This window comes from Arthrobacter sp. NicSoilC5 (assembly GCF_019977395.1).
In the GTDB taxonomy this organism is placed as follows: domain Bacteria; phylum Actinomycetota; class Actinomycetes; order Actinomycetales; family Micrococcaceae; genus Arthrobacter.
Window position 1 is genome coordinate 3,389,373 of sequence record NZ_AP024660.1, and the last position, 17,607, is coordinate 3,406,979.

Here is a 17,607-nt window from a genome sequence, read left to right on the forward strand (position 1 = left end):
CGAACGGCAGGGCTTAGGCGAAGGCGGAGGTGCCGGTGATGCCGCGTCCGATGATGAGCGCCTGCATGGTTTCGGTGCCTTCGTAGGTGTGGATGGCTTCGATGTCGGCAAGGTGCCTGGCGACGCGGTTTTCCAGCAGGATGCCGTTGCCGCCCAGCAGGTCACGGGCGTTGGAGGCGATGCCGCGTGCGGTCCGGGTGCAGGTGTACTTCACGAGCGATGCCTGCTCGGGTGTGAGGGTTCCGGCTTCATCGAGCCGCGTCATCTGCACCACCATCAGCTGCATGGTGGCCAGTTCACTGAGCATCCGGGCCAGCCGCTCCTGGACGATCTGGGACGCGGCCAGCGGCCGGCCGAACTGCTTGCGCTGCCTGGCATACTGGACGGCCGTTTCGTAGCAGGCGGTGGCATGGCCGACGGCGGACCAGGCCACGCCCAGCCGGGTCGCCAGCAGCACCCGGGCCGTGTCTTTGAAGCTGCGCGCACCCGGCAGGACGTTCTCTTCGGGGACGAAGACGTCCTCCAGGCGGATGTGGGCCTGCCAGATGGCGCGGAGGGCAAGCTTGCCTTCGATTTTGGCGGCGGTGTAGCCGGGGGAGTCCTGCGGAACCAAGTAGCCGTGGACCTGGCCGTCGTCGCCCCGGGCCCAGACGATGCTGACGCCGCCCACGGAGCCGTTGCCGATCCACTTCTTCTCGCCGTTGAGCAGGAACCCGCCGTCCGTGCGGGTTGCCGTGGTTTCCAGGGCCACCGAGTCGGAGCCATGGGTAGGCTCGGTGAGGGCGAACGCCGCGTATTCCGTGCCCCTGGCAATCGCCGGCAGCCAGCGCTCCTTCTGCGCCGCGGATCCGCATTCAGCCACGGAGCGCAGGGCCAGGCCGCCCTGGACGGCAATCATCGTGGCCACGGAACCATCGCCCCGGCTGATTTCCATGTTCACCAGGCCGGCGGCCATGCTGCTCATGGGTGCGAAGCCCTCCACGGTGATGCCGTCGCGGAGCAGGTCCAGTTCGCCCAGGCGCTGGAGGAGGTGCAGCGGGTACTCGCCGCGTTCCCAGTAGCCGTCAATGACGGGCAGGACCTCGTCCTGGACAAAGCTGCGGGCGCGCTCCCAGTAGGCGCGGTCCTCGTCTCCGACGCCGGCCAGGATGGACGCCGGGTCCGTCCCGAGGGCCTCGGTCAGGACATATTCCGGCTCCACTGTTCCGGCGGGGAAGCCGGCGGGATCCCCGGTGCGGGTGGGCGCGAGGGCGGGCGACGTCGTCGTCATTGCATGCATCCTTTGAATCAGCGGCGGCGGGAGGGCCGGGACCTTGTGGCCTGGACCACACCAATCAAGGATGCAATGAAACGGAGTTCCACGTCAAGAAACTGGGTACCAGGGCTGGAGGTGGCGCCGCTGGGGCTAGGGGAGCGCGTCCCGCACCGCCTGGGCGATCGCATCCTTGTCGGCAGGGCCGGGAAAAACGGTGACGACGACGGTTGGGGAGGGTTGGGCGGGCGCGGCGGCGTCCGCCGGGCTGCCCAGGAGTGCAGGCCGGAAGGTTTCCGCCAAGGCCTGGAGTTCGGCGGCCAGGGCGGTGGCCCTTTCCCGGTCGCCTGCAGTGGTGTCCCCGGCGCCAGGCGCGGCCCGCAGCCACTCCCGCAGGAAGGCGTTGTGCACGGCCACCACCGCTGCAGCGAAGGCGACGGCTTTGTATTCGCGCCGGTCGTTCCGGGGCAGCTTGTCATTCAGGTAGTGCAGGAACGCCCGCTCGTACCGGTGCGAGGTCACCAGTTCCCGGTCGCGGAGGGCCGGCACTGCCTGCAACAGCCCGTACCGGGCGCGTGAGGTCTGGGGGTTCCGCAGGTGGTGGTCGAAAACCAGCAGCGCCGCGTCCGCCACCGCGGCCAGCGGCCCGAGCCTGGATCCGGCGAGCCGTTCATTGACCTGGTGCAGGATCTGCTCGTGGTCGGCGAAGACAACGTCCTCCTTGGACCCGAACCTGCGGAAGAACGTGCTGCGGCTCATGCCTGAGGCTTCTGCGAGTTCCTCAACGGATGTTGCGTCGAATCCCTGCTTCGCCAGGAGGCCAATGGCTGCCGCGACGGGCCCATCGGCAGGGTGCCCCTCGACGGGACGGTGGGAAGGGGGCGAAGTCATGCGCCGAAATCTAGCACAGCAGCCCTCCGGCAGGCTGGCCTGCCGCCGGCTGCGGAAGGCCAGCCTGTGGCCGCTTTCAGGCGCCCTGCCGTGCCCAGCCGGTCAGCTTGTCCGAAAGCTGCATGTAGGCCTCGTTGACCTGCTGCAGCTCCGGGTGGTTGTCATACCAGGCCACGATTTCCCGTGCTCCGTCCGCGAACGGGATGGTGGCGGTGTAGTCCGGGACCAAGGCCTTGATCTTGGTGTCGTCGAAGACCACGGAATGCGACCGGTCCCCCAGGAGGTTGGAACCCAGTTCCTGGTCGTGGGCGGCGATGGTTTCGGAGGCCACATGCACCAGTTCCGGTTCCCGGACGCCCGCGGCGCGGGCGAAGAGTCCGTAGATCTGGTTCCACGGCAAGTACTCGTCGGAGGTGATGGTGTAGCTTTCGCCCACCGCCTGCGGCCGGCCAAGCAGGCCGACGAACGCCTTGGCAAAGTCCTTGCTGTGCGTCAACGTCCACAGCGAGGTGCCGTCACCGTGGACCATGACCGGGAGGCCGCTGCGCATGCGGTGGATGTCCGTCCAGCCGCCCACCATCGCAATCTTGGTGCGGTCATAGGTGTGCGAGGGCCGGACCACCGTCAATGGGAAGTCGTCCTCCCGGTAGGCCCTGAACAGCAGCTCCTCGCACGCGATCTTGTCCCGGGAGTACTGCCAGAACGGATTCTTCAACGGCGTGGACTCTCGGATGGGCAGCCTGGTGGGCGGCTTCTGGTACGCGGAGGCCGAGCTGATGAAGACGTACTGACCCGTCCGCTCCCGGAACAACTCCATGCTGGTTTGGGCCTGGTCCGGAGTGTAGGAAATGAAGTCCGCCACGGCGTCGAACTCCCTTCCGCCCAGCACCTCCCTGACGGAGGCCGCATCGCGGACGTCGGCGTGCAGCACTTCGGTGCCGTCGGGGACAGGCCTGCCGGACTGCCCCCGGTTCAGGATGGTCAGCCGGTGGCCCAGCGCGGCGGCACGTTCTGCCGCCGCCGCGCTGATGACCCCGGTCCCGCCGATGAAAAGGATGCTCCTCGGCGCCACCGTATCTGCGGCGATTGTGCCTACCACGCGTAGTCTTCCGGTGCCGGGCGGTGTCCCGGGAAAATGTCGTCCAGCCTCTTGAGTGCGTCCCCATCCAGGGAGACATCCAGGGCGCGGATTGCGGCGTCCAGCTGTTCCTGGGTCCGGGGGCCCACGATCGGTGCGGTCACGGCAGGCTGGTGGAGGAGCCACGCCAGGGCCACGTCGCCGGGTTCGTGGCCCAGTTCGTCGGCGAAGTCCTCGTACTGGCGGATCTGGTCCTCGTGCTTCTTCAGCGTTTCCGCTGCCCGCCCCTCCGTGCGGCGGACTCCCTGGCGTTCCTTCTTCAGCACGCCGCCCAGCAGCCCGCCCTGCAGCGGCGACCAGGGAATGAGGCCCAGCCCGTACTGCTGTGCTGCCGGGATGACTTCCAGTTCCACCTGCCGCATGAACAGGTTGTAGATGGACTGCTCGCTGACCAGGCCCGTGTAGTTCCGGCGGCGTGCTGCCTCCTGCGCCTGGGCGATGTGCCAGCCGGCGAAGTTGCTGCTGCCCGAGTACAGGATCTTGCCCTGCTGTACGGCCACTTCGATGGCCTGCCAGATCTCGTCCCACGGAGTGTCGCGGTCGATGTGGTGGAACTGGTACACATCGATGTAGTCCGTCTGCAGGCGCTTGAGGCTGGCGTCCAGCGCACGGCGGATGTTCAGGGCCGAGAGCTTGGACTCGTTGGGCCGGTCCGTCATGGTGCCGTAGAGCTTGGTGGCCAGGACGGTGTGCTCCCGGCGCTCGCCGCCCCTGGCGAACCAGCGCCCGATGATTTCCTCGGTCCAGCCGCGGTGGTCGGCGCCGCCGTATACGTTGGCGGTGTCGAAGAAGTTGATGCCGGCTTCGTGCGCGGAATCCATGATGCTGTGGGCGTCCGCCTCCTCCGTCTGCGGCCCAAAGTTCATGGTGCCGAGGCAGAGGCGGGAGACTTTCAGGCCGGAGCGGCCCAGATGGGTGTACTGCATGGAAGATCCTTTCAAGGGTAGGCCTGCCAAACCGGTGGGTGGGCCGGCTGGAACCTACATCTGGGTGAAGGAGGCGACGGCGGGATCGGAGCCAATGCGCGCGCCGGACTCCAGTGCGGTGATGGCGGACAGTTCGTCTTCGGACAGCTTGAGGGACGAAGCCGCGAAGTTTTCCCGGATGCGGCCCGGATTCGCGGATTTGGGAATGACGATGTTGCCGTTGGCGAGGTGCCAGGCGAGCACTACCTGGGCGGTGGTGGCGCCGTGGGCGTCGGCGATCGTGGTGACGGCGTTCCCGTTAAGGTCACCGCCCTGGCCCAGTGGGCTGTACGCCTCCACGGCGATGCCCAGGCTGCGGCACTTGGCCGCAAGGTCCGCCTGCTGGTAGCTGGGGTGAAGCTCGATCTGGTTGACGGCGGGCACTGTTTCCGCGGATTCCAGCAGGGCGTCCAGATGGTCGGAGAGGAAGTTGGAGACGCCGATGGCGCGGATCTCCTTGTTTTCGTACAGCCGCTCCATCTCCTTCCATGCCTGGACGAAGAGGCCCTGCGAAGGAACCGGCCAGTGGATGAGGTAGAGGTCGATGAAGTCCAGGCCCAGGGCCTTGCGGCTGTTCTGGAACGCCTCCTGCGCCCGGCCCTGCTCGCCATTGCGGAGCTTGGTGGTCACGAAAATTTCCCCGCGGGGGATCCCTGTGGCTGCGAGGGCCGCCCCTACCCCTGCCTCGTTGCGGTACGCCGCAGCGGTGTCGATGTGGCGGTAGCCCGCTTCCAGCGCGTCCTCCACGGTTCGCTGTGTGTCCTCCGGCGGGACCTGGAAAACGCCGAAGCCAAGCTGCGGAATGGTGACGCCGTTGTTGAGTGTCAGCTCTGACATGGGTGTACTCCTTGGACGTATGGTGCTGGGAACGATGCCGGTTGCTCGACGAGTGGGGAAACACAGTGAGAAATCGGTTTCCACCGGCTCACTCCTGAGCCTATGCACTTTCCGCCATCAAGTCAGCAGCCAAGGCTGATCCTGTTTTTCCTAGGACCGCCAGTCCTACCTTCGTTGTAGAGCAGGCCACGCCAACGCAGGCACAATGGTCTGCATGGGTCAAAGCGCCGAGTTCGGAAAATTCCTCAAAGCCATGCGGTCCCGGCTGAGCCCGGAAGTCGCAGGGACGGGCCCCAGTACGGGCGCCCGCAGGGTTCCGGGCCTGCGGCGTGAGGAAGTGGCGCGCCTGGCCGGGGTCAGCACCGACTACTACGTGCGGCTGGAACAGGGCCGCAATATCCACCCGTCACGCACGGTCCTGGACGCCGTTGCCAGGGCCCTGCGGCTGGACAGCAGCGAGCACGCGCACATGCTGGACCTGCTCGAGAACTGCGCGGGCGCTCCCCGCGAACCGGGTGCCAATGCAGCCCAGGGCGTCCGGCCGGCGCTGCGCCAACTCCTGGACGCGGTGGGGGAGGTGCCCGCGCTGGTGCTGGGCCGCCGCAACGACGTGCTGGCCGGCAACAGGATGGCGTTCCTCTTGTTCGCCGATTTCCCCGCGCTGCCGCCCGCGGAGCGGAACCTCACACGCTGGACCATCCTTGACCCGGCTGCGCGGGAACTGTTCAGGGACTGGAAAACCGTGGCGGCAGAAGCCGCGGGCTCCCTCCGCCTGGACGTGGGCCGGCACCCCAACGACCCCCAGGCGAACCACCTGGTGGGGGAGCTGGCGGTCCACAGCGAACACTTCCGCCAGTGGTGGGCGGGGCACCGGGTTGCCACCCGCGCTGCAGGCACCGTCCGGCTGCACCATCCCGCGGTGGGGGACCTGGAACTGAACTTTGAAAACCTGGTCCTGCCGGAGGACCCCGACCAGACGCTCCGGGTGTACTCCGCCCGGCCGGGATCGCCGTCGTCGGACGCCCTGGCACTGCTGGGAAGCCTCGGGGCAGCCCCGGATGCCGGCCTGGAACGGGACCCTGCCGCGATGGCCGAAAGCGGCGACGCGGGCTGACCGGCCATGCGCGCGCCCACGCCACTGTACATTCGTCCAGCGAAGTGGGGTGATTCTGGCCAGCCGCCCATTGGTGGCGGGCCGGCCCTTTCCTAGGGTGGGAGTACCAGCTTTCCCTGCCCAGTTCTTATCACCCCAGGATGGTCTCAACGATGAAACGCATCGCCCTGCTGAAGGAGCGCCAGGCCTCTGCCGGCGCCGCCTCCACCGCCACCGGTTCCCACTGCCCGGCTTCCGGCCTCTGGAGCCCCGACATCGATCCCCACACGGTCCTGTCCTTCTTCGAGGGCCACGTGTTCCCGGCATTCGACGGCGTGCCCACCGTCTGGCGGCGGCGCAGCCCCGGCACGGCAAACTAGGTCCTGCCTTAAGCGCAACTGACCCGCAGCTAACACCGTCAGGAACGTGTTGGCTGCGGGTCAGCTGTGTTTGGCGTTAGTGATCTTCCAGTCGGAAGCCAATCTTGATGGTGACCTGCCAGTCTGCGACCTTTCCGTCCTCCAGGTGGCCGCGGACCTCCTTGACCTCAAACCAGTCGAGGTTCCGCAGGGTCTGGGATGCCTTGGCAATGCCGTTGCGGACAGCGTCGTCCACGCCCTCGGTGGAGGTGCCGACAATTTCAGAAATGCTGTACGTGTGGTTGGACAACTTCGCTCCTCGTGATCGTCGATGCTCCCGGTTGCGGGCCGTTCCTGAAGCCTAGTAGGACTGCGGGAGCGTTGAACAGGGGCCCGGGGTAATCAGGACCGCGGCACGGGAGGCTACTTGGCGTCCAGCACCAGCTGCTTCAAGTCATCGAGCGTCTGCTGCATGTGCGCGTCCATGGCCTGGCGCGACCGGTCAGGATCACGGGACTCCAGGGCCTCGGCAATGTTCTGGTGATGGCCGATTGCGTGCTCCTGGATCGCAGGGACGGCGGAGGTCTCGGTCCTGCGCTTTTCCAGCACGCGGTGCAGCGGCTCAAACAGGACCGACACGAACACATTCCCGGATGCCCGCAGGATGACGTCGTGGAACGCAAGGTCTGCTTCCACGAAAGCGGCAACATCGTTGATGCTGTGGGCGGCCTTCATCGCGGAAATGTAGTTGAAAAGGGACGTGATGTCTTCCTCGACGATCCGTCCTGCGGCAAGTTCACAGGCGCCCGTTTCGAGCATCCTGCGCAGCTCGATGAGCTGGATGGAGGCATCGGCGTCGTTCTTGCCCTCGGATGCGGCGCGCAGCACGGCTTCGAGGGAGGCCCAGCGGCTCAAGGGATTAACGAAGGTGCCCCGGCCGCGCTCCACGCTGAGGATGCGCTGGGCCTGCAGCGTCTTCATCGCCTCGCGGACCGTCATGCGGCTGACCTCGTGGCGAGCGCTCAGTTCGTGTTCGCCGGGAACGGTGGAGCCGGGCGGAAACTCGCCTTCGATGATGCGGTCCAGCAGCTCATCGGCCACCACGCCCACCAGTGACTTCCTTGCCATGTTGCCCCCGATCGCTCTCTCCGGCCGACGCCTGGCGGATATGTCAGACAAGTGTACTTGCGCGTCCGTATGCTGTGTGCCACACTAATTTTCAAATGCAAGATGTCAGACATCTTACAGTTACCTTTACATCTGGATCCGCGAGCCCGGATCGCTACACAACGGAGTGCACTGTGACGCATGAAGCAGACGTTCTGGCCGCCTATCCGGCAGACCTCGAAATTCCCGCCGGGCTGGTTGCCGGCGCGCTGGCCGCTTCCAACGCGGCGGTTCCCCGCGTCCTGGTAGTGCTCGACGACGACCCCACCGGCACGCAGTCCGTGGCAGACCTGCCCGTGCTCACCCGCTGGGAAGTGGAAGACTTCACCTGGGCCTTCGGCCAGGGCAAGCCCGCCGTGTACGTCCTCACCAACACCCGCAGCCTTGACCCGGCCGAGGCGGCAGCCCGCAACGAGGAAGTGGTCCGCAACGCCCTGGCCGCAGCAGGATCGCAGGACTCCGCCGGCTCCAGTCTTCGACTGGGCTTCGTCAGCCGCAGCGATTCCACCCTCCGCGGCCACTTCCCCCTGGAACCGGACGTCATCGCAGCCACGGTTGCCGATGTCAGCGGTGAGAAGACCGACGGCGTCGTCCTGGTCCCCGCCTTCCCCGACGCCGGCAGGCTCACCATCGGCGGTGTCCACTACATGCGCGGCACCGGCGACGCCAAGGGAACCCTGGTCCCCGTCTCCGAGACCGAGTTCGCCAAGGACGCCTCCTTCGGCTTCAGCACCTCCGTCATGGCGGACTACGTCGCGGAAAAGTCGCAGGGCAGGTTCCCGGCAGACTCCGTGATTGTCCTGGACCTGAACATCATCCGTGCCGGCTCCGCCGCCCAGGACCCGGCCATCTCGGCCAAGGCCATCGCCGACGCCATCGAACCGGCCTCCGATTCCACGCCCATCGTCGCGGATATCGTCACCGAGAACGACTTCCGCGCGCTGGCTTTGGGCCTGGAAGAAGCCGAGCGCCGCGGCAAGAAGCTGCTGTACCGCGTCGGGCCGCCGTTCGTCCGCGGCCGCATCGGCCAGGACATCCGCACCGCGCTGACCTCGGAGGAGGCCTACGCGGGCAACACGCCGTCGGAGGCCGGCGGCCTGATCGTGGTGGGCTCGCACGTGGGCGTCACCACGCGCCAGCTCAACGTCCTCACCGCGGAACACAGCTCCGCCCGGATCATCGAGATCGACGTCGAGAAACTCCTCGGCGAGGAAAATGAAGCCAAGGCGCACCTGGACCAGACCGTGGACGCAGTCGTCGAAGCCCTCCACACCGGCGACGTCATCGTGCACACCAGCCGGCTCCTCATCAAGACCGACGACCCCGCCGAAAGCCTGCGGATCGCACGGACCGTTTCCGCCGCCGTCGTGGATGTGGTCAACCGGACCCTGAAGACCTTCCCGCCGCGGTTCGTCATCGCCAAGGGCGGAATCACGTCCTCGGACGTGGCAGCCCACGGCCTGGAAATCAGGCATGCCATTGTCCGCGGCCCCATGCTCCCGGGCATCGTTTCCCTCTGGGAACCAGTGGACGGTCCCGCCAAGGGCATCCCGTACATCGTTTTCGCCGGCAACGTGGGCGATGACGACTCGCTGGCCCAGGTCACCCGCAAGCTCAGCAGCACTTTCTAAACCCCACCGGCTCCCAACCCTCGCAGGCTCGGGCCGGGGCCCTCGTCGGCGTGGGCCCAGTAAATTTCAAGGAGAACACCATGACCAGCAATTACACCGTCACCGTCCTGGGCCTCGGCGCCATGGGCCTGCCCATGGCCACCCGCCTGGCCTCGCAGCTGACCGTCCACGGCTTCGACATCGCCGAACCCCGCCTGGAACTCGCCCGGGAAGCCGGGATCGCCACCTTCAGCACGGCCCGCGAAGCCGCCAAGGGTGCCGACGCCGTCCTCCTGGCCGTCCGCAACGGTGAACAGCTCAACGACGTCCTCTTCGGCGAAAACGGCGTGGCCTCCGTCCTGGAGCCGGGCGCCGTCGTCATCCTCGGCTCCACCGTGGGCACCGACGCCATCCCCGCCACGGTCGCCAAGCTGGCCGAATACGGCGTGGACCTGGTGGACGCGCCGCTGTCCGGCGGCCCCAAGCGCGCCGGCGAAGGCGACCTGCTGATCGTCGTCGGCGCTTCCCCTGAAGCCCGCGAAAAGGCCGCCCCCGCCCTGGACCTGCTCGCCTCCACCCTCACCGTGGTGGGCGACAACCCCGGTGACGGCCAGGCCCTGAAAACGGTCAACCAGCTCCTGTGCGGCGTCCACATCGCCGCCGCCGCCGAGGCCCTGGCCCTGGCCGACGCCCTGGGGCTGGACCAGGCCAAGACCCTCGCTGCCCTGGAAGCAGGCGCGGCAGGTTCCTTCATGCTCTCCAACCGCGGCCCCCGCATCCTGGAGGCCTACAACGAGGAAGGTGCCGAGGTGCTGTCCCGCCTGGACATCTTCGTCAAGGACATGGGCATCGTGGGCAAGGCGACCCGCGCCGCCGGCCTGGCAGCCCCCGTTGCCGCCGCCGCCGAACAGCTCTACCTCCTGGGCCAGGCCCAGGGCCTCGCCGCCGCCGATGACTCCGCCGTCATCAAGGTGGTCGCGCCCGCCAAGCGCACCAAGTAAGCCACCCCTCCTGCCCTTGCGGCACAAGACGTACGACGACGGCGGTCCCCCCTCCGCCGTCGTCGTACCTCCCAGCGTTGCCGGCGCAGTCCCGCAACGTTTATCCCCACACCACCATTCCCTGATGCCGCCCTGCCCCGGGACCGGCACGTCAAAGGAGACATCCCCCCGTGAACCACCTGATGAGCCCGCTGATACAGCGGGCGGCCGATGCCCCGGCCATCAAGCCCGCCGTTGAGCTGGGCACCCCGGTACTGCTCACCATCGCAGGGGTGGGCATCGCCATCCTGCTGGTGATGATCATCCGCTTCAAGATCCAGGCCTTCGTGGCCCTGCTCACCGTCAGTATCCTGGTGGCCGTGGCGGCCACCATCCCGCTGCAGGACATCTTCACCGTGGTCTCCAGCGGTGTGGGCAGCACCATGGGCAAAGTCGCCATCCTGATCGCGCTCGGCGCAGTGCTGGGCCGCATGATCGAGGTGTCCGGCGGCGTCCAGTCGCTCGCGGACCACTTCACCCGCAAGCTGGGAGCCAAGCGCGTTGCCGTGGCGCTGACCGCCGTCGGCTTCCTCGTGGCCATCCCCGTCTTCTTCGAGGTGGGCATCATCGTGCTGGTGCCCATCGTGTACGCCTTCGCCAAGATCGCCAAGGTCCACCCCGTGAAGTTCGGCCTCCCCATGGCCGGCATCATGCTCGCCATCCACGTCGCGGTACCGCCGCACCCCGGAATCGTGGCCGGCGCCGGCGTGCTCGGTGCCGACATCGGGCTCATCGCCCTGATCTCACTGCTGATCTGCGTGCCCCTGGGCTTCCTGTCCTACTGGGTTGCGTCCATCATGAACCGCAAGGACTACGAGCTGCTGCCGGCCGTGAAGGCCCAGGTGGAGGAGTTCGGCTCCAAATCATTGGTCAAGGTGGGCCACGACGGTCCCGGAGCCGCCGCCGTCGCACCCCCGCGCCCGGGCCTGATCATCTTCCTGATCGCAGCGCCCATCGTGCAGATCCTGCTCGGTACCGTTGGCACCCTGGTGCTTCCCAAGTCCGATCCGCTGTACGGCCTCGCTGCCTTCATCGGCAACCCCTTCCTGGCCCTGCTGGTGGCCGTGGCGCTGTCCTTCTTCCTGCTGGCTGTCCGCCGCGGCTGGTCCTTCAAGGAAACCGGCGAGATCTTCGAAGGCTCCCTGCCGCCCATCGCCTCCATCCTGATGGTGGTGGCCGCCGGCGGCGTGTTCGGCAACGTACTGCAGGTTTCCGGCATCGGATCGGCGCTGTCCAAGACCCTGGACACCCTCGGCGTGCCGCTGCTGCTGCTCGGCTTCATCATCTCGCTGGCCCTCCGCGCCGCCCAGGGTTCGGCCACCGTGGCCATCGTGACCACCACCGGCCTGCTGTCCGCAGCAGTCAGCGGCGGCGGCTACAGCCCGGCACAGATCGCCGTGATCGTCATTGCCATCGGCTTCGGCGCCCTGGGACTGTCCCACGTAACAGACGCCGGCTTCTGGGTGGTAGTGCGCTACTACGGCCTCACCGTCTCCGACGGCCTGAAGACCTGGACCGTCCTGACCACCATCCTGGGCGTGGCCGGCTTCCTGCTGACCTTCGTCGCCTGGATCCTGGTGGGAGGCCTGGGCGCCTGATGCAGACCCGTCTGGACCACCTGGTCACCTCCGCCCTGCAGCAGGGTTCCGCAGTGCCGGCCTTCACCTGCTACGACTTCACCACCGCGCTGGCCGTGGTGGGCGCCGCCGAGGAATCCGGCAGGGGCGTGATCCTGCTGGTGGCACCCAAGACCGCCGCCACCGCGAACGGCCTCCGGCTGATCTCGGCGCTGCGTGGGCTGGCTGACGCCGCCGTCGTCCCCGTCGCTGTGCAGCTTGACCACGCCTCCGACCTCCAGGTGATGGCCGACGCCGTCACGGCAGGGGCGGATTCCGTCCTCGCCGACGGTTCGTCCCTTCCGTACGAGGACAACATTGCGCTGGTCCAGGCAGCCCGTGCCCTGCTGGGCTCCGACGTGGTGCTTGAGGCGGAACTCGGCGGCCTGGCAGGAGACGAGGACCGTGCCTTCGGCGTGGACCCACTGGATGCCGCGGGGGCCGGTCAGTCCGGCGCCGACGTGGCAGGCCTGACCGACTCAGCGCAGGTGGAGGACTTCGTGTCCCGCACCGGGGCGGAACTGCTGGCCGTCGCAGTGGGCAACGTCCACGGCAAGTACAAGGGCGAGCCGCGGCTGCGCTGGGACGTGCTGCAGGACATCGCGGCGCGGATCCATATTCCGCTGGTGCTGCACGGTGCGTCCGGCATTCCCGCTGAAGAGCTGGTCAAGGCCGCGGCCATGAACGTTGGCAAGGTTAACTTCAACACCGAACTGCGGACCGGCGTCCTGGCCACCCTCCAGGAGCAGCTTCCCGCACACCGTGCCGACGGTGAGAACCTGCAGGGCCTGCTGGCTTTGTGGAACACGTCGGCGAAGGGCTTCGCTGCCACCACGCTGGCCACGCTGGCACGGTAACGGGAACGGAATCTTCCACGAACGGGAGGCCAGGATCAAGCAGCCGGTCCTGGCCTCCTCCTTTCGCTTTCATCCCGCCTGCCAGGCGGGCGGAAGGTCTCGTCGGGAGGCTAGGCTCAAGCAATGATCCTGGCCTCCCTTCTCTTTGCCTTCCTTGCCGCCGCACTGCACGTCTTCATCTTCACCATGGAGTCGCTCACCTGGACCCGGCCCGCCACCTGGAAGCGCTTTGGGGTTGCCTCCCAACAGGACGCTGAGACCACCAAATCCCTTGCGTACAACCAGGGCTTCTACAACCTGTTCCTGGCCGTCGGAGCGTTCATTGGAGTGGGGCTCGTGGCGCTTGGCGGGTCGGGATCCGTGCAGGACGTGGCAGGCTGGACCCTGATCTTCAGCTGCTGCGGTTCCATGCTGCTGGCGGCCGCCGTCCTGGCGTTCACCGGACGCAAGTACCTCCGCGCCGCGGCAACCCAGGGCACCACGCCGCTGCTCGCCGTCGTGCTCGGACTGCTTGCAGTGCTGCAATAGGGGCAGAAGGGGCGTAAGTCCTTAAACCCGCGCAGGCAACGGGGGCACAATAGTGCCGTGGGCAGCGTCGAGCCGTTGTAGGTCCCATGCGCAGCACCGTGGGGCGGGGGACAGGAACCGGGGCGGACACGGTGGACCGTGATCCGGCCATCGACCTTGTCCGGTTCATCTGCCTGGCGCTGGTGGTGGTGGGGCACTCCATGATGGTCAGCCCGGTCCTGCACCCGGACGGAACCGTGACCACCGAGAACACCCTGGCCCAGCAGGACTGGTTCGAGCCCATCATCTGGATCTTCATGGTCATGCCCCTGTTCTTCGTCACCGGCGGCGTGACCGGACTGCAGTCCTGGCGCCGGCTCAAGGCAAGCGGAGGCACCGCGGCCCAGTTCATCCGCGCCCGGCTCCTGCGCCTCCTCCGCCCGGCCACCCCTTTGCTGGCAACGATGGTGGTGGGTTTGTCCGTGGCGGCGGCGCTCGGCGTGGACCGGCAGGCGGTCCAGCTCATGGCAGCCGGGGCGGGCATGCCCCTGTGGTTCCTGGCCGCCTACCTCGCGGCGCAGCTGAACATCCCGGCCCTGGCGGCACTGCATGCGCGGGCGCCCTGGCTTGGCTTCTGCCTGCTCACCGGGCTCGTGGTTGCCGTGGACTGCCTGCGGGGCGTCCTGCCGGACCTCGCCAACGCCAACCTGGTGTTCGTGTGGTGCGCGGTCCAGCAACTGGGTTTCCTGGCCGCCGACGGCCACTTTTCCCGTCTGTCCCGTTCCGAGCTGCTGGGCATTGCCGTGGCCGGACACCTGCTGCTGGGACTCGTGACCGGGCTGGGGCTGTACCGCGGAAACATGTTGGTGAACCTCAACCCGCCCAACCTGACCCTGGTGATCCTGGCCGTCCCGCAGCTGGCCACGATGGAACTGGCGCGTCCGGTCCTGGCGCCGCTGGCCGGGGTGGGCTGGATCGGCCGGCTGCTGGTGCTGGTTGGCGGCAGATCCCTTACCGTGTACCTGTGGCACCTGCCGCTGCTGGTGGGCATGTCCGGGCTGCTGCTCCTGGCGCCGATCCCCAAGCCCGGCGCCGGCACCGCTGCATGGTGGTGGTCGCGGCCCCTGGTGGTCCTGGCGCTGCTCATCCTGCTCCTGCCGGTGGCCGCCGCGTTTGGCCATCTGGAGGAACGGACGACGACGGCCGTCACCCTGCGCTGCCGGCCCGCCACGGCGGGGGCCGCCGTCGTCGTGGTCTTCATCCCCGTGGCGGACGCCGCGCTCAGCGGACTGTCACTGGGACTGCTGGCCGCCGGCACGGTGTGTTTCTCGGTGGCGATCGTTTTGCTGGGCGGTTTTCCGCTGCGGCGCCGGCAACCATACCGGCGCCGCCATGGCCGAAGGACCATTGCCAGCGGACTGAAGTAGTGCCAGTGTCGAACCATGACCGAGAACACCACGTCCGCTGAGGACAAGTTCACCGCAAATGTCTCGCTGCGGCGCAATGACGCACAGCACCGGTACGAACTCCTGGTGGACGGCAGGCTGGCTGTCCAGGCCTTTTTCCACGATCTTCCCGGGCACATCGATTTCACCCACACCGAGACCGGCGAGGATTTCGAGGGACAAGGCCTGGGCAAGGTCCTTGCACACTTTGCCCTGGATGACGTGGTGGCCACCGGCAAGCGGATCATTCCGCACTGCCCGTTCATTTCCAGCTACCTGCGAAAGCACGAAGGCTACGAACAATTCGTCGATTGGCCGGAACGCTGATCCCGGGCCGCCGGCATTAGTGCCGGCGGCGGTTCAGCTGGCCAGCGCCTGGCCGGTGACCGCCATGGCGGTGCCCGGATCATCGATGGTGAAGCCGCAGGCGCAGCGGTAAGTGACGATGCTGTCCGGGACGGACCCGGGACGCAGTGAAACTACGGTGTCCCCGTCAACATAGACGGGCTGCCGGACCGGAAGCTCATCATGGTCGACGCGCTGCATTGGCGTGCGGCAGTGCGTGCGCGAATTCAGGGTCATCAGCAAACCTGCGTCCACGGGTACGGTTGTGGACAAGAGCTGCCCAGCTGCCTCGGTGCGCGCCCCAAACGCCGTCAGCTGGTGTTCCATTGCGGTGGTCATTATGTTCTTCCTTGGGCTTCTTCACGGAACCGCCGGCATTGGCAGCCCCGCCGCGAACTGCTTGCGGAGGTTCATCTATCACCGTAAGCAAAGCATGCTTACTATTTGTTGCACAAGTTACGGCTGGGAATCGGCCCCTCAGCCAGCAGCCACAACAGCCCACACAGCCGTCTCTGGCTAGGCTTGCATCATGACGCCAACCAGCAACCGAACCACAGCACTTGTTACTGGCGCCAGCGCCGGCCTGGGCCACGAATTTGCCGAGCAGCTCGCCGCCCAGGGGCATGACCTGGTCCTGGTGGCGCGCAACGCGTCCCGGCTCGCAGAAACAGCGGAAGACTTCCGGCGGCGGTACGGCGTCACGGCTGAGGTGCTGCCCGCCGACCTGACGCAGGACGACGACGTCGCGGCCGTCGTCGAACGCCTTGAGGACGCCACGCGGCCGGTGGGGATCCTGGTGAACAACGCCGGGATCGGCCTGCTGCACAACTTTGAGGACAACCACGCAGCGGAGGAGAGGCGCCACCTGAAGCTGCACGCGGAAACGTCCATGGTGCTCACCCATGCGGCACTCAGGGGGATGCTGGAGCGCGGGGAGGGCCGGATCATCAATGTGGCCAGCGTGGCTGCGTTCCTGCCGCGCGGCACTTACTCGGCGGCGAAGGCGTGGCTGGTGAGCTTCAGCCGGTGGGCAAACCTGGCCTATCGCAAGCGGGGCATCAAGGTCACAGCCGTCTGCCCGGGCTTCACCCATACGGAGTTCCACGACCGGATGGGGATGGACAAGTCGGTGGCCCCGTCCTGGACGTGGCTGCGCGCGGAGCGGGTGGTCAGGGAAGGCCTGGCGGACAATGAACGCGGCAAGGCGGTGTCCATCCCCTCCAAGAGGTACAAAGTGGTTGCCGCCGTGGCCAAGGTGGCGCCGGCGCGGCTAATGGCCGGGCCGGCGCGGAAGCCGAAGTAGGCCGGGGCGCCTGGCCGGCAGCCCGGGAAGGGCCTTCCGCGGCCGGGCACCGGACCTGCGGACGGCCAGCACCACCAGGATCCCCAGCAGCGCGCCCACCAGCGTCTCCACGGCCCGCTCAAGGATCAGGACCCGGGGTTCGGTGGGGGAGGCCAGCTGGGTTATCAGCAGGATGACCGGGGTGAACCAGACCATGGCCAGGCCATAGTGCCTGGTCATGAACAGTTCCGTGGCGAACTGGAAGAGGATCACCAGCAGCGCCAGCACCACCGCCCGGTGTACCGGCTCCTGAAGCGCCGGGTACAGCGCCGCCAGGGTCCAGGGTCCCGGGATGATGACGACGGCGGTGACCGCCAGTCCCAGGAACGTCCCGACGATGCGGTGGACGCCCCGCCGGACGCTGCTGGGCAGGTCTGCTCCGGCAAGGGGTACGGCGGCCGCGGCCATGGCCCAGTGCGGGTGGCCGCTGCCGCTGATGACGCCCACGGTCCCGGCGGCACCCACCGCCAGGACGTACCGGGCGGCGTGGACTGACAACTCCCGGCGCCCCGCCGCCGAACGGCGCGGGACGCTCCGGGTGGCTCCTGGCTCCCAGGACCGCCGCCGAACCCAGCCGCTGAAGCCAATCAGGATGGAGAATACCGACGACGCCACCGCGATGAGCATGGCGGTGTACCAGGGGACTGCGGTGGGAACGGAAGCGCAGGCGCCCAGGGCGAGGATTCCAAAGAAGGGCCCGTTGGGTTTCAGCCGTACCCTGTCCGCGTATACCGACCCCACTCCGGCCAGGGTCGCTTCCACTGCCACGAGCCCCCAAGAGTGGATGTGGTTGATGGAGAGCGTTACTCCCACCACCACGCCGGTGAGCAGCACAAGGGCGCCCTGGCCCTGGTGGCGGAGCCGGAGCTGGTGCGGTTCCGAGCGGCCGTACATGCCGGTGAGCGCGCCGAACACGGCGTAGATGATGAGGTCGGTACGGCCGGCGGCCAGCAGGAGCAGCGACGGTACCGCCACGCTGAGGGCCACGCGGAGCGCGGCAAGGTGGTCGCCGTTGGCAGGTTCCAACCGGTGGAGCGCGCGTACCTGCTCCACAACGCGCTTCATGTCCCGACCTGTCCTGTTTCTATAGATCTACTGCAGCCCGAGGGCCCTTGCGACCGTATCACCGCGCCCCATGCAGAG

At 67.4% G+C, this 17,607-nt stretch carries 19 protein-coding genes; 10 read left to right on the top strand and 9 right to left on the bottom strand.

Features of this window, described 5'->3' with window-relative positions:
- Window positions 1-13 precede the first annotated feature (13 nt).
- The 5 genes from LDO22_RS15890 to LDO22_RS15910 form a co-directional block, all read right to left on the bottom strand.
- Window positions 14-1,270, bottom strand: a complete 1,257-nt coding sequence (locus tag LDO22_RS15890; RefSeq protein ID WP_224024485.1) for an acyl-CoA dehydrogenase family protein — start codon at window positions 1,268-1,270, stop codon at window positions 14-16.
- A 135-nt stretch (window positions 1,271-1,405) separates the two neighbouring features.
- Window positions 1,406-2,143 carry a TetR/AcrR family transcriptional regulator gene (locus tag LDO22_RS15895; RefSeq protein ID WP_224024487.1) on the bottom strand — a complete coding sequence of 246 codons (738 nt, stop codon included), beginning with the start codon at window positions 2,141-2,143 and terminating at the stop codon, window positions 1,406-1,408.
- 76 nt (window positions 2,144-2,219) lie between these two features.
- Entirely contained in the window at window positions 2,220-3,242 is a 1,023-nt protein-coding gene (locus tag LDO22_RS15900; RefSeq protein ID WP_224024489.1) for an NAD-dependent epimerase/dehydratase family protein, read from the bottom strand.
- Window positions 3,236-4,207 carry an aldo/keto reductase gene (locus LDO22_RS15905; protein WP_224024491.1) on the bottom strand — a complete coding sequence of 324 codons (972 nt, stop codon included), beginning with the start codon at window positions 4,205-4,207 and terminating at the stop codon, window positions 3,236-3,238. The genes LDO22_RS15900 and LDO22_RS15905 overlap by 7 nt, the downstream gene beginning before the upstream one ends.
- 54 nt (window positions 4,208-4,261) lie before the next feature.
- Entirely contained in the window at window positions 4,262-5,083 is an 822-nt protein-coding gene (locus LDO22_RS15910) for an aldo/keto reductase (protein WP_224024493.1), read from the bottom strand.
- Between the two features lie 214 nt (window positions 5,084-5,297).
- Between LDO22_RS15910 and LDO22_RS15915 the strand changes: the two genes are divergently transcribed.
- Together LDO22_RS15915 and LDO22_RS15920 are read left to right on the top strand one after the other, a co-directional pair.
- Window positions 5,298-6,197: a helix-turn-helix transcriptional regulator gene (locus tag LDO22_RS15915; RefSeq protein WP_224024495.1), complete on the top strand. Its 900-nt coding sequence runs from the start codon at window positions 5,298-5,300 to the stop codon at window positions 6,195-6,197.
- 152 nt (window positions 6,198-6,349) lie between these two features.
- Complete coding sequence (locus LDO22_RS15920; protein WP_159633882.1) at window positions 6,350-6,556, top strand: hypothetical protein; 207 nt, start codon at window positions 6,350-6,352, stop codon at window positions 6,554-6,556.
- A 76-nt stretch (window positions 6,557-6,632) separates the two neighbouring features.
- Here the strand turns inward: LDO22_RS15920 and LDO22_RS15925 are convergent, their stop codons facing one another.
- Both LDO22_RS15925 and LDO22_RS15930 read right to left on the bottom strand, forming a co-directional pair.
- Window positions 6,633-6,845, bottom strand: a complete 213-nt coding sequence (locus tag LDO22_RS15925; protein WP_159633879.1) for a dodecin — start codon at window positions 6,843-6,845, stop codon at window positions 6,633-6,635.
- A 113-nt stretch (window positions 6,846-6,958) separates the two neighbouring features.
- Window positions 6,959-7,663 carry a FadR/GntR family transcriptional regulator gene (locus tag LDO22_RS15930; protein ID WP_159633876.1) on the bottom strand — a complete coding sequence of 235 codons (705 nt, stop codon included), beginning with the start codon at window positions 7,661-7,663 and terminating at the stop codon, window positions 6,959-6,961.
- 173 nt (window positions 7,664-7,836) lie between these two features.
- Here LDO22_RS15930 and LDO22_RS15935 point away from each other — a divergent pair, with 173 nt between their 5' ends.
- The 7 genes from LDO22_RS15935 (at window position 7,837) to LDO22_RS15965 (ending at window position 15,104) form a co-directional block, all read left to right on the top strand.
- Window positions 7,837-9,333 (top strand): four-carbon acid sugar kinase family protein, encoded by a 1,497-nt coding sequence (locus LDO22_RS15935; protein ID WP_224024497.1) that lies wholly within the window; start codon window positions 7,837-7,839, stop codon window positions 9,331-9,333.
- A gap of 80 nt (window positions 9,334-9,413) precedes the next feature.
- Complete coding sequence (locus LDO22_RS15940; RefSeq protein WP_224024499.1) at window positions 9,414-10,313, top strand: NAD(P)-dependent oxidoreductase; 900 nt, start codon at window positions 9,414-9,416, stop codon at window positions 10,311-10,313.
- A gap of 170 nt (window positions 10,314-10,483) precedes the next feature.
- Entirely contained in the window at window positions 10,484-11,950 is a 1,467-nt protein-coding gene (locus LDO22_RS15945) for a GntP family transporter (protein ID WP_224024501.1), read from the top strand.
- Window positions 11,950-12,825, top strand: a complete 876-nt coding sequence (locus LDO22_RS15950; protein ID WP_224024503.1) for a class II fructose-bisphosphate aldolase — start codon at window positions 11,950-11,952, stop codon at window positions 12,823-12,825. Before LDO22_RS15945 ends, LDO22_RS15950 begins: the two co-directional genes overlap by 1 nt.
- A gap of 123 nt (window positions 12,826-12,948) precedes the next feature.
- Window positions 12,949-13,353, top strand: coding sequence for a DUF1304 domain-containing protein (locus LDO22_RS15955; RefSeq protein WP_224024505.1), 405 nt, complete (start codon window positions 12,949-12,951; stop codon window positions 13,351-13,353).
- Window positions 13,354-13,439: 86 nt separating this feature from the next.
- Window positions 13,440-14,759 (top strand): acyltransferase, encoded by a 1,320-nt coding sequence (locus LDO22_RS15960; RefSeq protein ID WP_224024507.1) that lies wholly within the window; start codon window positions 13,440-13,442, stop codon window positions 14,757-14,759.
- 15 nt (window positions 14,760-14,774) lie between these two features.
- Entirely contained in the window at window positions 14,775-15,104 is a 330-nt protein-coding gene (locus LDO22_RS15965) for a GNAT family N-acetyltransferase (RefSeq protein WP_159633855.1), read from the top strand.
- A gap of 33 nt (window positions 15,105-15,137) precedes the next feature.
- Here the strand turns inward: LDO22_RS15965 and LDO22_RS15970 are convergent, their stop codons facing one another.
- Window positions 15,138-15,461 carry a hypothetical protein gene (locus LDO22_RS15970; protein ID WP_224024509.1) on the bottom strand — a complete coding sequence of 108 codons (324 nt, stop codon included), beginning with the start codon at window positions 15,459-15,461 and terminating at the stop codon, window positions 15,138-15,140.
- A gap of 190 nt (window positions 15,462-15,651) precedes the next feature.
- On the opposite strand from LDO22_RS15970, the gene LDO22_RS15975 reads away from it, so the two are divergent.
- On the top strand, window positions 15,652-16,425 hold the full coding sequence (locus LDO22_RS15975; RefSeq protein ID WP_224024511.1) for an SDR family oxidoreductase: 774 nt from the start codon (window positions 15,652-15,654) through the stop codon (window positions 16,423-16,425).
- Here the strand turns inward: LDO22_RS15975 and LDO22_RS15980 are convergent.
- Complete coding sequence (locus LDO22_RS15980) at window positions 16,393-17,529, bottom strand: FUSC family protein (RefSeq protein WP_224024513.1); 1,137 nt, start codon at window positions 17,527-17,529, stop codon at window positions 16,393-16,395. The genes LDO22_RS15975 and LDO22_RS15980 overlap by 33 nt on opposite strands.
- Between the last annotated feature and the right edge of the window lie 78 nt (window positions 17,530-17,607).

Excerpts from the sequence above, each read along its gene's own strand:
- LDO22_RS15970 (WP_224024509.1), bottom strand. The coding sequence starts at position 15,461 with ATGACCACCGCAATGGAACACCAGCTGACGGCGTTTGGGGCGCGCACC.
- LDO22_RS15895 (WP_224024487.1), bottom strand. The coding sequence starts at position 2,143 with ATGACTTCGCCCCCTTCCCACCGTCCCGTCGAGGGGCACCCTGCCGAT.
- LDO22_RS15910 (WP_224024493.1), bottom strand. The coding sequence starts at position 5,083 with ATGTCAGAGCTGACACTCAACAACGGCGTCACCATTCCGCAGCTTGGC.
- LDO22_RS15930 (WP_159633876.1), bottom strand. The coding sequence starts at position 7,663 with ATGGCAAGGAAGTCACTGGTGGGCGTGGTGGCCGATGAGCTGCTGGAC.
- LDO22_RS15965 (WP_159633855.1), top strand. The coding sequence starts at position 14,775 with ATGACCGAGAACACCACGTCCGCTGAGGACAAGTTCACCGCAAATGTC.
- LDO22_RS15960 (WP_224024507.1), top strand. The coding sequence starts at position 13,440 with ATGCGCAGCACCGTGGGGCGGGGGACAGGAACCGGGGCGGACACGGTG.
- LDO22_RS15940 (WP_224024499.1), top strand. The coding sequence starts at position 9,414 with ATGACCAGCAATTACACCGTCACCGTCCTGGGCCTCGGCGCCATGGGC.
- LDO22_RS15890 (WP_224024485.1), bottom strand. The coding sequence starts at position 1,270 with ATGACGACGACGTCGCCCGCCCTCGCGCCCACCCGCACCGGGGATCCC.
- LDO22_RS15950 (WP_224024503.1), top strand. The coding sequence starts at position 11,950 with ATGCAGACCCGTCTGGACCACCTGGTCACCTCCGCCCTGCAGCAGGGT.
- LDO22_RS15920 (WP_159633882.1), top strand. The coding sequence starts at position 6,350 with ATGAAACGCATCGCCCTGCTGAAGGAGCGCCAGGCCTCTGCCGGCGCC.
- LDO22_RS15980 (WP_224024513.1), bottom strand. The coding sequence starts at position 17,529 with ATGAAGCGCGTTGTGGAGCAGGTACGCGCGCTCCACCGGTTGGAACCT.
- LDO22_RS15975 (WP_224024511.1), top strand. The coding sequence starts at position 15,652 with ATGACGCCAACCAGCAACCGAACCACAGCACTTGTTACTGGCGCCAGC.
- LDO22_RS15955 (WP_224024505.1), top strand. The coding sequence starts at position 12,949 with ATGATCCTGGCCTCCCTTCTCTTTGCCTTCCTTGCCGCCGCACTGCAC.
- LDO22_RS15915 (WP_224024495.1), top strand. The coding sequence starts at position 5,298 with ATGGGTCAAAGCGCCGAGTTCGGAAAATTCCTCAAAGCCATGCGGTCC.
- LDO22_RS15905 (WP_224024491.1), bottom strand. The coding sequence starts at position 4,207 with ATGCAGTACACCCATCTGGGCCGCTCCGGCCTGAAAGTCTCCCGCCTC.